Origin of the sequence: Corynebacterium nuruki S6-4, from assembly GCF_007970465.1 — a bacterium.
GTDB lineage: Bacteria > Actinomycetota > Actinomycetes > Mycobacteriales > Mycobacteriaceae > Corynebacterium > Corynebacterium nuruki.
Genome location: NZ_CP042429.1, coordinates 2,299,643 through 2,313,601 on the forward strand (window position 1 = coordinate 2,299,643; position 13,959 = coordinate 2,313,601).

Genomic DNA, 13,959 nt, shown 5'->3' on the forward strand with positions numbered 1-13,959 from the left:
CCCTACACACAATTCCCGCTAGTCACACCTGTAACACGCGCCACGTGGGGCACAAGTCACATTTGCCGTCGAAATGACACTGTTGTGAGTCAGTGCAGGTCAGCGCCGTCAGTGCCGTCAGTGCCGTCCGTGCCGTCAGCGCCCTCGGTGCCCCCAGCATCCCCCACATCTCCGTGCTCCCCGACATTCCCGGTGCCCTCAGCCCCCTCAGCCCCCTCAGCTCCCTCAGCATCCCCGGGCTCCCCGACATCGTCACCGATTCCGGACGCCACGGGCCGGCGCAGGGGAATTCGGTGACGATCTCGGGGATATCGGTGAGCAGCCGGTCCTGACCGTATGTCCCGGGGCGGTCGTGAACACCGCCGCCCGGCCGGTCGGGTTCACGAACCGAGAGGTCGGTCGTGCCCCGGGGCGGTCGAGTTCACGAACCGAGGTGATGCCTGAGGACACGAAAAACCACCTGCTTGGGTTCCAGTGGTCGTTGCAACACCCCTGACATGTTCAGGAGTGAACAGTGCCCACACCGAACCCCTCGCACCGGCCCACCGCCGGACCGCGATCCACCCCCGCGCAGAGACTCCTCGCCTTCACCGCCTTCACCCCCGCCGAGCGCGAGTTGATGATCACCGAGCACGCCGCCGGCTCCACCGTCCGACAGATATCCACGGCACTGGGCCGCCCGGCTACCACGGTCAACGACTGGTTGACCCGGCACGGGCTCCACACCCCACGGCGCCGCCCCAACCACCTTGTCCGGCAACTCGCACTGATCCTGGTCAGCGCGGGTATGACCCAGGCTGACGTCGCCGCACTGATCAACGTGACCCGTCAGACCGTCTGCGGTTGGGTCAACCGGTTCCCGACCCCCGCCCGGCCGGAGGATGCCTACGACGAGGCGACCATCAGTTTCTACCGGGCACTGCTGTCCGGGGCGACCCCGGCGACAGCGGCGGCCAGTACCGGCAGGCCACTGTCGCAACTGGATCCCGACGGGGTGTACTCATCAGATGTGAACACCGCCGTGGCCGACCAGATCACCGTCGACACCCCGAAACGGGTTCGGCGCCAACACGCCGCTGATCAGCGTCAGCGTGATGCCGGACGGGCCGGCCGCAGACAGCTCCGGCGTAAACCCGGCGCCGCACTGCGCCCGGTCGCACCGAGTCCCGCACCGAGTCCCGCGCCGGTTGCTGCACCGGCAGTCCGGGCCCGGAAGAACCCGCCTGCCGGCGGCCCCGTGGAGTCTGAGGCGGCATCGGCGACACCGGCGGCACCGGTGCGTCGACCATCTGCCCGCAGGGACCGCAAACTGGGCCGCGCCACCGACACCACCGACACCACCGACGCCACCGACGCCACCGACGCCACCGACGCCGTGGACCGGAAAGCCGGGTTCACCGCCGACAGTGCCGATCGTGGTGCCCACCGGGGGAACCGTGCCCGGCACAGTCCCACGGCCAAACCCACCCGCCGACGTGGTCGGCACAGTGGCCGGCACAGTATCCCCGCCCCGATGGTCTTTGACACCCCGGCACCCGATCCCCGGATGCCACCGGCCGCCCCGGTCCACCACCGTGACCCTGACCGGGTGATATCCGACCGGTACCTGACCGCGGCAGAACGGGACACCATCGCGGTGATGCTGCGTGAGGGAGCGACGAAGGCGGCGATCGCCCGGAAGCTGGGCAGGCACCGGTCCACGATCAGCCGGGAACTCGCCCGCAACAGTGATCCTGCTGATCCTGCTGATCCTGCTGATCCTGCCGATCCCGGCGACACCGGCAGTACCGGCGGGGCCGGTGACCTGGTGTACAACCCGTTCACCGCGACCCGGCATGCCGCAGCCCGCCGGGCCCGACCGAGGTTGTCGAAGGTGTACGCCGACCCGATGCTGCGGGCGCTGATCACCCAACGACTGGAGCACTGGTCACCCGAGCAGATCGCCCACCGGTTACGGTTGGACTTCCCCGAGCATCCGGAGTGGCATGTGTGTACTGAGACGATTTACCAGGCGTTGTACGTCTACCCGAAGGGCAGCCTGCGCAGTGAGGTGAAAAAGGCCCTGCGTACCGGTCGGACAACCCGTAAACCCAGGGAGTCAGCGGTGAGGATCCCCCGCGACCATGACCGGGTCAGCATCGCCGAGCGGCCCGCTGAGATCGAGGACCGGGCGGTACCCGGTGACTGGGAAGGGGATCTGATCTGTGGGGCGTACAACAAGTCCGCGATCGGCACGCTGGTCGACCGTAAGACCCGGTACGTGATGCTGCTGCACCTGCCCGGTGCCCATGATGCACTCAGTGTCCGCGACGCGATGATCGAACGGTTCACCGGCATGCCCGCCCAGATGGGGTTGTCGGTGACCTGGGACCAGGGGTCGGAGATGTCGTTGCACAGGGAGATCAGTGTGGCCGCGGATCTGGACGTGTACTTCTGTGATCCGCATTCCCCGTGGCAGCGGGGCACCAACGAGAACACCAACGGGTTGCTGCGGCAGTACTTCCCGAAGTCCACGGACCTGTCGGTCCATGGGCGTGACCGGTTGCGGGAGGTGGAGATGCTGATGAACAACCGGCCGCGGAAGGCACTGAACTGGGCTACCCCCGCTGAGGCGATGTGGGCGGAACTGGACGGTATCCTCGGTGAGGCTTAAGCAGATCCGCTACCCGTGAGGGTGTTGCGTCGATCGCTAGAATCCGCCCTGTCGGTTCGTTCCGCGGACATCGGGGTCGTCACACATCATCCCGGTGGCCGTGTCCACGAGTGTCCACGGGTGTCGACGCGTGTCCATGGCGTCCCCGGGACGTACCCCTAGCCGCCTGCCGGACCCGGCGGGAACCCCTGCCGGGGGCCCTGCCAGGGGCCGGGCCGCAGCCATGGCGCCGGCTGTACCGGTTGTACCGGAGGCACCGGCGGCGCCACCGGGACCTTCCGGTAGACCGTGACCGCCGGGTAGAGTCCCCGGCCCGCGAGTGCCCGCGCCTCCCGCCTGCACCGCACGACCGACCACACCAGCAGGGCCGCGCCGCTGCCCCACGCCAGGACCATCTGGACCACATCGGTGGTGCTCACCGCCCCGGCCCCGCCACCGGTGTCGAGGTTCCACAGGGCGTGCACGGCGAACGCCGCGAGCCAGCAGCCGCCGGCCCAGGCGATCCGTCGGCCGCGACCGAGTCCCGCCGCATAGACCGCGACGCCGACCCCCAGTCCGGCGATGCCGGTGCAGATCAGGTGCAGCAGCGGGCCGGCCACCAGGCGGGACACCCACATCTCCAGTACTCCGGAGATGTCGGACTCCGCGTGCATCGGGGCGAACGTCACCGCGTACAGCGAGGACTCGAAGAACTCGAACCCGGTGCCGATGAGCATGCCCGCCACCAGTCCGTGCCACGGCCGGTTCCACCAGGTGCGGCCGATGTGCAGCAGCAGCCACACCCCCAGCACCTTCGCGGTCTCCTCCGGCCACGCGCCGGCGAGCGACCAGGACAGTTCGGGCACGTTCCAGGTGTAGGCGAGCTGCTCGAGGTGTCCGGACGAGGTGAAGCCGCCGAGGAGGACGGCAGCGGTGCCGCCCCACAGGACGGCGGCACCGGCGAGGAGCAGGGGAGTTCCGCGGTAGATCAGTAGCCGGGACAGGACCGCCCACACCACGACGGTGCACAGGATGCCGATCGCGCCAGACAGCAGGGCCGGTCCGGGGCCGGTGACCAGCATCCCGCCGATGACCATGACGGCGGCGAAGCCGAGGCCGATGACGGTGAGGACCAGCCAGGTCCAGAAGAAGACGTCGACGGCGGGACGCAGGCGCGGGCGCTGGTACGGCGGGAAGGACTCGTGGTAGGCGCGGGGCACGCGGGTGACCTGCCACCGCCACGCCGGGGCGACCGGACGCGCAGGACGCACCGGGTACATCGGCGGGACCGGCGGTACCGGCTGCTGCGGCTGCTGCGGCTGCGCCGGCTGAGGTGACCGGTGCGGCTGAGGTGGGAAGGTCATGCCCGGTCACCGTCCTCGTCACTGCCGAGCCCGGTGAGGCTGTGGTCCAGTGCCAGGGCACTTTCCCGGGCGGTCCGGGAGGAGACCATCACGGTGTAGAGGTCGCCGTCGCGTACCAGCGCGGCGGTGGTCACCCAGGTCTCGTCGGACGCCGCGACGGTGCCGTAGTGCACGGGCCGGTACCCGCTGCCCGGACTATTGCCGGAGCCGCTGCCCGGGCTGCCGGGACGGCCGGGGCCACCGGGACCACTGTCGAGACCGCCGCCGGGGGAGTCCCCGAATCCGGTGTCGGTGTCCTCGGTGAAGCCGACCGGTTCACCGACCCACACGGCGTCCGCCCCGGTGGCCCGCGCCACCCCGGAGCTCTCCGGGGGCAGCTGACGGAACCGCACGTCGTCGAGATGGTCGGTGCCGGTGCCCCACAGTGCCCGGATCGCCCGGCGGGCCGAATGGACCGGGTCGGAGACCCCCTCCATCGCGATGATGTCGAGGTCGTACCGGCCGCAGTCGGCGGTCAGCCCACCGGTGCCCGGCTGCGGGTCGGGGGCGTCGCACGAGGCGTCGAGCCCGGCGAAGGTCAGCTGCCAGTCCCCGGGTGCGGGGAGAGCGTCCGCCGCGGCCTCCGCGAGGGACGGGTAGCTCCGTGCGGTGTCGTGGGTGGGGAAGGCGAACGGCACGACGAGCGCGAGCAGCGCCGCGCCGGTGACGGTCGCCCAGACCGCGGTGCGGCGTCCGGCCAGCGGGGCATCCCGGAAGGCTCCGGCCGGGTCCGGATCGGGTGGGGCGGGGACGGCCGGTGGTCCACCCGGCCCGACGGAGACGATCGGCATGTGGGGGAAACTACCAGATGGTGACGCGGTCCCCGGGAGCCAGCCACATGCCGTCACCCTCGGAGACGCCGAAGGCCTCGTAGAACTCGGCGACGTTCTGCGCCACGACATTGCAGCGGAACTCGCCGGGGGAGTGCGGGTCGATGGCGAGGTACTGGGCGGACATCTGCGGCCGGATGGCGGTCTGCCAGACCTGTGCCCACCGCAGGAAGAAGCGCTGCAGCACGGTGAACTCGCCGTCGAGTCCGGCCACCGGGGCGGTCGGCGCGGTCTCGACGGTGAGCCCCTGTTCGGCGAGCCACCGCTTCAGGGCGACCACGGCGATCCCGAGTCCGCCGAGGTCACCGATGTTCTCGCCGAGGGTCAGCTTCCCGTTGACCGTGTGGTCGGTCTGCCCGCGCTCGGCGAGGCCGGTCGGGACGAGCCCGTCGTACTGGCCGACGAGCCGGTCGGTGAGGTCGGTGAAGGCCTTCCGGTCCTCCTCGGTCCACCAGTCGTGGAGGTTTCCGGCACCGTCGTACTTGGAGCCCTGGTCGTCGAAGCCGTGGCCGATCTCGTGGCCGATGACGGCGCCGATGCCGCCGAAGTTGCCGGCCATGTCGGCGGTCGACGGGTCGGCGTCGAAGAACGGCGGCCGCAGGATCGCCGCGGGGAAGGTGATGTCGTTGCGGACCGGGTTGTAGAAGGCGTTGACGGTCTGCGGGGTGGTGAACCAGATATCGGGGTCGGTCGGCTTCCCGAGCTTGCCGACCTCGAACTCGTGGTTCATGTCGGAGGCGGCCCGGTAGTTCGCCAGCAGGGACGCCCCGTCGGGCCGGAAGCTCAGGTCACCGTAGTCGCGCCACACCTCCGGATAACCGATGCGGGCGCGGAAGGCCTCGAGCTTCACGAGGGCCTTCTCCCGGGTGGCGGGGGTCATCCAGGCCAGGTCGCTGATCCGCTCCCGGTAGGCGGCGAGCAGGTGGTCGACCAGGTCCAGCATCTTCTCCTTGTACTCGGGCGGGAAGTGCCGGGCGACGAACTCCTTGCCGACGTCCTCGCCGACGGTCCCCTCGATGAGCCCGAGGGCGCGCTTCCAGCGGTCCCGCTGTTCGGTGGAGCCGGAGAGCGTCCGACCGTAGAAGTCGAAGTTGGCCTCGCTGATCGCGCGCGGCAGTTTGCCGGCCCGGGCGGTGAGCACCCGCCAGTAGGCCCAGAGCTTCCACTCGTCGAGGTCGTGGGTGTCGACGAGGGTGCCGACGTGGTCGAGGTAGCTGGGCTGGGAGACGATGACGTGCGGTGCGTTGTCCGGGGTGATGCCCACGCCCGCGAGCCAGGCTGCGAAGGGGAAGCCGGTCGGCAGGTCGGCGATGGCGGTGGGGTTGAAGGTCTTCTCGGCGTCGCGGGAGTCCACGGCGGTCCAGTGGCCCTTGGCGAGATCGGTCTCGAAGGCGACGAGCGCGTCCGCCGCGGATGCGGTGTCCGCGCCGGCGAAACGGCCGGGCAGCGGCTGGTCGGCGGCGGCGAGGCTGAGCAGGGTGCCGACGAACTCCCGGTAGGCGGCGCGCACCTCGGCGTGCTGGTCCTCCCGGTAGTAGGCCTCGTCGGGCAGGCCGAGGCCGGTCTGGGTGAGGTAGGCGACCTCGGCTCCGGCATCCCCGTCGTCCCCGGTGCCGCCGGCGTCCTTCTCGGTCCAGAACCCGATCACACCGCCGACGCCCCACCGGTCCAGCCGGGCGAGTGCGGCGACGAACTCGTCGAAGGTGCCGGCGTCCCGGACCGGGTCGAGGTCGGGGTCCAGGACGGCGAGTCCGGCCTGCTCGATGCCGTGGCCGCTGTCGTCGCCGTCCTCGTCCATGAAGGAGTTGTACAGCGCGCCGATGCGGGAGTCCGGACGGTTCCGGGCGGCGTCCTCGACGATCTCCCGGACCTCGGCCTCCGCGCGGTCGCGGAGCTGGTGGAAGGTGCCGTCGACGGCACGGTCGGCGGGGATCTCGTGGGTCGCCAGCCACTCGCCGTTGACGTGCCGGTAGAGGTCGTCGGCGGCGGTGGGGACCGGCCGGGCGGCCTCGGTGATGTTGTCGGGGATGTCGGGAGTGGACTCGGCGGTGGACGCTGTCTCAGGGTGGGTCATGCGCCCCACTCTAACGCCCACCGGCGGGTCGGCCGGCTAACTCTCGTTGTGCTTCATCGGTCCGGGCGTCCACAGACCCGACCGGCGGACGTTCTCGGTGTCGAGCTCGACCTGCTTGGGCTCACTGCCGTCGGCCGCGGGGAACGGGGTGAGCTTCGACAGCACACCCCAGTCGCGGCCCCAGTCGTCCTGCAGGTAGGTCGGCAGCTCCTCGGCGGTGGTGGTCATCGCCACCAGGTCACCGGCGCCGCCGCCGTAGTAGTCCTGCACCGGGGCGTGGGCCTTCTTGGCGTCGTGGTCGCCGGACATCTGGAACTGCGCGACCTCGGCCACACCGGCCCAGTGGTCGTAGGGACGCTGGCAGGGGAACTGCAGCGGGGTGGCCCAGTCGAGCAGCGACGGGGCGTCGCCCACGAGGTCGTTCATGGTGCCGAGCGTGGGCACACGCGGCGGGGTGAACGCCAGCCACTGGTCGGCGGTGACGTTCTTGTCCTCGGCGCGGATCCGGACCGCGGTGGCGTCCGACGGGATCTGGTCCATCGGGAACCGCAGGTTGCGCCACTGCGGGGCGGTGCCGATGTCCATCGGCATGAGGGTGCCCATCGGCTCGAAGCCTTTGTCGCCGGAGTTGCCGGCACCGTCGGTCTTCCGGCCGTATTCGAGGGTGAGCGCCTGCCCGTACTGGAACACCCCGTTCATGTCGTAGTGGGCGACCGGGCCGGCGGCGGAGACGATGAGCAGCGGGGCGTCGTCGCTGCGCTCGGGCAGGGAGAACCAGCTGGTCGTCGTCGCGGCGGGCAGCTGGATGCCGTCCGTGTAGGAGCCGGTCACCGGGACGCGGTTCCGGTCGAGGCCGAAGGGCAGGTCGGCGAAGGAGCCGTTCACACCGGCCTGGGCGATGAGTCCGCCCGAGGTGCCGCCGTCGCTCTTGTCGCCGGAGTCGGCGCTGCCGAAGGTGCCGGAGGAGGTGGCGGAGGTCGCCGGGGCGGTCCCCGTCTCGTCGCTCTCGCCGCTCTCGGGGATCCGGTCCGGGATGTTGTTCGCGTCGAAGCCGTGGGAGTCCTCGCCCGTGAGCGAGTCCTTCATCGCCGTGCCGTCGGCGGTGGGGAGGACGGAGTCGTTCGTGTTCGTCTCCACCCGGACGTCGGAGGCCAGGTTGCAGGTGTCGCCGGTCAGTGACTCGAGGTTCCCCTTGCCCACGGAGTACGCCGGCCACTGGGAGATGAAGCCCTTGCCGAGGGATGCGAGGTTGAAGACCACGACGATCGCGGTGATCACCGCGATCGGGGCGGAGGTCAGGCCGGTGAGGCGACGGGCCTGGGCCCGGTCCTTCTCGTCGACCTCGGCGAGCTCCGTCGCCGTGGTGGCCTTCGCCTCCCGGATGTCGGAGAGCACGCCGACGAGCACGCCGAAGATCATCACCAGCACCGACAGCACCATCATGACGGTCGAGACCTCGATCCCGCCGACCTGGATGGACTTGTCGTACCACGGGACGCCGAAGCTGGAGATGTACCACCAGCCGTTCGTCCCCGACAGGGTGAAGGCGAAGAGCAGGAGGCAGCCGCCGAGGAAGATGATCCGGTTACGGGCCGACTTCAGCGCCATCGTGGACGCCGCGACGGCGGCCAGCGCGGCGAGGCCCGCGGCGATACCGGCGTAGACGCCGAAGTGGTGGGTCCACTTCGTCGGCGTGAACGTCATGAAGAACATGGTGCCGAGGACGACGAGCACCAGCCGCAGGGCCGGGCCGTGGGCGGAGCCGGGGACCCGCCGGTTGCGCAGCATCGAGGCGATGACCACCGCGAGGCACAGCAGCATCATGAGCACGCTGAAGCGGCGCGGGAAGGATCCGTCGACGGTCTGCTTGAGCAGCTCGGTGTAGCGGGTCGGCTCGTCGTACCAGGACAGGGCCGGTCCCACGTCGCCGCGGACCTTGATCGCCTCGAGGACGCCGGCGAAGGTCTGGTCACCGAAGACACAGATGAGGACCGCGGTGCCGGCCGCGAGGAACGGCGCGATCTGGGCGAGTATGCCCCAGGTGACGGCCCCCTTCCCCGAGCCCTTCGGGACGCCGAGCAGCGGCAGCCGCCGGATGGCGATTCGGATGAGTCCGGTGAGTGCGACGAGGATCGAGGCGACGGCCATGAGGCCGGTCGGGCCGGCGGCGAGCGACAGGGCGGCGACGACCACACCCAGGGCGGCGGGCAGGAGCCGGCCGGTGGCGATGGCGCGCTCCATGCACACCCAGGTCAGCAGGGCGCCGAGGGCGATGACCGGCTCCGGACGGGTGCCGTTGTTGAAGGTCATCCAGAACACCAGGAACACGGCGGCGGCGGTCCAGTGGGCCACCTGCCGCTGGCTGATCCGGGCGCCGAGGCGGGGCAGCACCTCCCGGGAGAGCAGCATCCAGGTGGCGATGCCGGCGAGCAGCCCGGGCAGCCGCATCCACGTGGAGGCGGTCGAGACGTGCGTCATCACCCCCATGAGGTCGTAGTACGGTGCACCGAACGGCGACTCGGGGACCCCGAACCACCGGTAGTAGTTGGCCATGTAGCCGGATTCGTGGCTGGCCCGGGCCATCGTCAGCAGGTAGCCGTCGTCGGAGGTGTTGGCGCCGATGAAGTACCAGATCACCAGGACCGCGCCGACGATGCCGTCGAGCCAGCGGGGACGCCACCAGCCGGCCGGCAGGAAGCGGCGGCGCTTCCGGGTGCGACCGTCGAGGACGTCCATGCGGTGCAGCGCGACGAGGGCGACGACGGTGAGCACCACGCCGAGGATCTCGGCGGCGTACTTCACCGCGGTGGGGGAGGAGGTGAAACGGGAGTCGACGGTGACGTCGGCCTTCAGCCCGGCAGCGGTGGCAGCCGCGGTGCTGTCCGGGGTGTCAGTCATCTCCGAGTAGATGCCGGTGACCATCGGACGCATGTCCTCGGTCAGCGGCGTGCCGGTGAGGTCCCCGCCGTCCGGGCCGCCGTCGGGGATCCACGCCGCCGTGGCGTCCGCGTCGGAGGTGATCCGCAGGACCGCGTCCGCCGGGAGGGCGTCGATCGTCTTCGTGTCCGCCTGGAAGATGACGGAGTTGCGCACCACCACGTCGATGCCGTCGGGGGTGGAGCGGACGAACATGCCGCGCAGGGTGGCGTCCTCGGAGTCCTCCGGGACGGTGGACAGGACGGTCGTCTGCCCCGGGTTGAGGTCACGGGCCTCGTCGACGGGGACGGTGATGTCCATGTCCTGCGCCTGGTACGACATCAGCGGCGCGGTGACGCTGCGGAGGTCGTCGTCCTGCGGCCAGGAGAAACTGGACTGGGTCTGCGTCACCGGCAGGAAGGGCGTGAGCACGAACATCAGCAGCCCCAGCAGGCCGGCGGCGACGGCGACCAGTTTCAGTCGTCGGACACCCCCACCTGCCGGATTGCTGGTGGGGGTGGCTGGTTCTGCGGGGGCGGCAGTGCCTTCGGAGGCTGCATCGTCGACACGTGACATGGGACCACATGTTACGTGAGTGACTTGTGCACGCCTAACGTTCCCGGATTGCCACGACAAACGGACCGACCTGGACGAGGTCCCAGCCCCGGTCGAAGGCGGCGGCCGGGAAGTCGACACTGCGGAACCGCACGTTCGGGTCGTTGGGGTAGATGTCGTCGGACATCCGGTAGCTCAGCGGACCGTCCGGCAGGCCGGAGTCGGTGAGCTGTCCACGCAGGACGAGGGCGTCCGGCGCCTGCCAGCCGTGGTCGGCGGCGGCCGCGTCCATCGCGTCGGTGAGGCCCGTCGGATCGTCGATCTTCGTCCACTCCTCGATCTCGGCGTTGCGCGCCTCGTACTGCCCCAGCGGGTTGGCGTAGTGCGCCGTCATCGCCTGGTAGGCGTGGTACGGGTAATAGGAGAGGAAGTTCTTCTCGTCGGTGAGCACCACGCTCGCCGCCGGATCATCGCCCAGCCGGTCACGCAGCGCCGCGTCGATGTCGGCGTAGTAGACGGTCGAGTCCGCCGGCATCTTGTCGCCCCGGTCGGCGTCCCCGTCAGTGTCCGTGTACGCCAGGTCGATGTGGTCACGGAGGTGCTGCGGCACACTGATGACGTACACGGCCGTCGCCGCGGTGAGCAGGACCGCGAACACCGCGGTCACCTTCGGCGCGGCCTCACGCGTGATGAACTGCGGGTAGGCACGTGCCACGCCGTGCCGGCGCAGGTCGTCGAGTGCGAGCATGCCGCCGGTGACGAGGATCAGCGCGACCGGCAGTTCCAGCCGGAACCCCAGCAGCGTCGACCCGCCCAGCGGCGCGACCATCGACAGCAGCACCCACGCGTAGCAGACGATGAGGCCCACGGCGAGGCTGCGGACGATCCGGCGCCGCCAGCGGAACACCATCCACACGATGCACAGCAGGCCGAGCACCCCGACGATGCTCGCCTGGAAGAAGGGGGTCGGCAGCTCGGTGCCGCTCTCCGGCAGATAGTGCTGCGCCCGCCCGGTGGAGCCGTGCTCCGAGGTCAGCAGGTCCTTCAGGTACGGGCCCCAGCCGATCAGGGCGATGATCCCGGACCCCACCCCGGTGACGATGAGCCGCCGGACCGGCGACCAGCTGCGCTGCTGGACGGCCACGGCGACGGCGATCACCACCACCGCCAGTGCCGCGACACCGGTGAAGAGCGTGTACATGTTCGCCGACAGGCCGAGGAAGACGATGAGCCCGAGGATCGCGGGCCGGGACCCGCGGACCGCCCGGCCGGTGAGCACCAGGGCGGCGGGCATACCGAGCGCGACGACCGCGGAGTACGGCTCCTCCGGCGCGGTGTACAGCAGGACGGCCGTCGTCGCCGTCGCGATCACCGCACCCAGCGGCAGTGACCCGGTCAGCCGGTGCCAGACCGGCACCAGCGCCGAACAGGACGCCGCCAGCGTGACCAGCGCCCACGGCTGGAACGCCGCCCAGCCCGACAATCCGACGACCTTCGCGAAGATGCCGCCGGTGAGGAACCACAGTCGCGGATAGAAGCTCGGCATGTCCGCATAGGCCATGTCGCCGAACCCCGGGGAATCCGTCATCCGGGTGAGGAACTGCGTGCGGAACGCCTGGTCGACACTGATGCCGTCGAGGTAGAGGCGGGTCGCCGACAGCGGGATCCCCAGCGCCGCGATGACGAGCCCGGCGGGGGCGAGCCAGCACAGGACGACCGCGACGGTGTGGCGCCACCCGGTGCCGGTGGTGGTGCTACGGCCACGCGGGTGGAGCAGCCGGAACACGACGGCGGCGAGCACCGCGAGGACGACGATGCCGGCGGCGCTCGCCAGCGCCTTCGTGACATTCGAGCTGGAGAACGCGGGGAGGTTGACGTGCCGCAGCACGAACCAGGCGGCGAGGGTGACGACGCCGCCCAGTGCTCCCGCGGCCACGATCTGCCAGAACAGCGACCACAGTCGGCCGCGGCCGCCGGCGGCGACCGGGGCGGTGTCCGCGGTGTCCACCGGGTCCACCGGGTTCACAGGGTCCACGGTGGAGGCAGCGGTGCCGGCGGGCGTGCCGCCGGTGTCGGCGGAGGCGGGTGGGGTGTTCTCGGCGGGCTCGGTCATGACCGTGATTGTCGCACATCTGCGGACCGGACCGGCCCGGGAACTACACCTACCGGTCCTCCGGATTCGACAGCAGCACACCCCGGATCCCGGAGTGGAAGCCGTCGCGCAGGTGGACGCGCTGGTACTCGGTGAGCGTGTACTCGTGGAGTGTCTCGCAGGCGAACTGCAGCAGCGGCCGGTTGATCTCCTGGGGAAGCAGCCCGCCGGTGAGCGTGTGCGCCTCCTCCTTCTGGTCCGTGGACGCCGCATGGTGGAACCACCACACCGCGTACTGCTCGCCGATGTCGAAGGGACTCTGCCGGTCACCGGAGTGCCACACTTCATCGGGTAGCGGGACGTACCGGCTGCGCAGCCGGCGCCGGGGCGCCATCATCGACGGATTCGGTCGCCCACCTGGCAGCGGGCCCGGCTTCGGTGCCGGGGTGGTCGATTCCGGGAGGTCATCGGAGCAGGCGGGCTCGTCACCCGGCAGGGCGGGAACTGCGGGATCCTGCTCCGTCCTGCCCCTGGCCTTCTCCTTCCCGTTCGCTGTCTCTGCCGGGGCCGCCGCGTCCGCTGTACCGGTTGTATCTGAGGTACCTGCTGCGCCTGCCGGGGCTGTCGCGTCTTCCGTGGATTCGGCGTCCGCGGCATTCGCGGCGTCCCCGGTGCTGCGGTGGGTGCGGTAGTCCGGCACCGGCTGGACGCCGGCGAGGTCCTCGACGGGTTCGGCGTCCCCGATCGGCTTGTAGCGGGCACGCTCCTCGGGCTTCTCGTCGCGGTCGTGCTCGGCATGCCCGTCGTGCCCGGCGTGCCCGGTGTGCCCGGTGTGCCCGGTGGCACTGTCACCGTGGTGGTCGGCATGACCGTGGCCACCGGCCTCGGGCGGCAGCGGGCCTTCGAGGACCTCGAGGCGCATGCAGTCACGGAAGTCCTCGCGGGGGTCGAGGATCGTGGTCGAGTCGCACGCGAAACGGAGGTTCGAGGACATCGAGTCCCAGCCGAAGCCGTACAGGTGCACCCGGATTCCGGCGTCGACGGCCTCATGTACGCCGGGCAGCATGTCGGCGTCCCCGGAGACGAGGATGAAGTCGCTGAACTGCTGCTTCTGTGCGGCGACGACCATGTCGGCGACGAGTCGGGTGTCGACGGCCTTCTGGGTACGCCGGTCGCCCCATTCGATGAGCTGGCCCGCACGCAGCTGGACGCCCGGCTCGGACCGCAGCGACCGCTGGTAGCGGTGCGGGCCGGAATCCGGGATGCCGTCGTACCAGTTCTGCCGGTGGACCGGTTGGTCGAGCTGGTTGACGGCCATCGTCGTCAGTAGTCGCACCACTTCCGGCAGGTCCACCTCGAGTTGGGAGCGGGCGCCGGTCTCCCAGGAGTTGTAGAAGCTGGCGAGCAGGTAGGAGGTGTCGACGAAGATGAGAGTGCGCTCGAGCATGGTGGGTGGA

The 13,959-nt window shown here is 70.3% G+C and carries 8 protein-coding genes; 2 read left to right on the top strand and 6 right to left on the bottom strand.

What is annotated here, in order from left to right:
- Nucleotides 1-92 precede the first annotated feature (92 nt).
- Nucleotides 93-332, top strand: a complete 240-nt coding sequence (locus tag FSW06_RS10270) for a hypothetical protein (RefSeq protein ID WP_010122685.1) — start codon at nt 93-95, stop codon at nt 330-332.
- Nucleotides 333-514: 182 nt separating this feature from the next.
- A complete protein-coding gene (locus FSW06_RS15070) occupies nt 515-2,653 on the top strand; it encodes an IS30 family transposase (RefSeq protein ID WP_146881284.1) in 2,139 nt (712 codons plus the stop codon).
- 158 nt (nt 2,654-2,811) lie between these two features.
- Here the strand turns inward: FSW06_RS15070 and FSW06_RS10280 are convergent, their stop codons facing one another.
- Genes FSW06_RS10280 through FSW06_RS10305 form a run of 6 tightly spaced genes read right to left on the bottom strand, consistent with a single transcriptional unit; the run spans nt 2,812 to nt 13,949 of the window.
- Nucleotides 2,812-3,996 carry a PrsW family intramembrane metalloprotease gene (locus tag FSW06_RS10280; protein ID WP_139024611.1) on the bottom strand — a complete coding sequence of 395 codons (1,185 nt, stop codon included), beginning with the start codon at nt 3,994-3,996 and terminating at the stop codon, nt 2,812-2,814.
- Nucleotides 3,993-4,826: a hypothetical protein gene (locus FSW06_RS10285; protein ID WP_010122682.1), complete on the bottom strand. Its 834-nt coding sequence runs from the start codon at nt 4,824-4,826 to the stop codon at nt 3,993-3,995. Before FSW06_RS10285 ends, FSW06_RS10280 begins: the two co-directional genes overlap by 4 nt.
- Before the next feature lie 10 nt (nt 4,827-4,836).
- Nucleotides 4,837-6,939, bottom strand: a complete 2,103-nt coding sequence (locus tag FSW06_RS10290) for a M13 family metallopeptidase (protein ID WP_010122681.1) — start codon at nt 6,937-6,939, stop codon at nt 4,837-4,839.
- 36 nt (nt 6,940-6,975) lie between these two features.
- Nucleotides 6,976-10,431, bottom strand: coding sequence for an arabinosyltransferase domain-containing protein (locus tag FSW06_RS10295; protein ID WP_010122680.1), 3,456 nt, complete (start codon nt 10,429-10,431; stop codon nt 6,976-6,978).
- Nucleotides 10,432-10,465: 34 nt separating this feature from the next.
- The gene (locus FSW06_RS10300) at nt 10,466-12,523 is read right to left on the bottom strand and encodes a galactan 5-O-arabinofuranosyltransferase (protein WP_010122679.1); all 2,058 of its coding nucleotides are present in this window, start codon (nt 12,521-12,523) and stop codon (nt 10,466-10,468) included.
- 49 nt (nt 12,524-12,572) lie between these two features.
- Entirely contained in the window at nt 12,573-13,949 is a 1,377-nt protein-coding gene (locus FSW06_RS10305; protein ID WP_010122677.1) for an NYN domain-containing protein, read from the bottom strand.
- Nucleotides 13,950-13,959 lie beyond the last annotated feature (10 nt).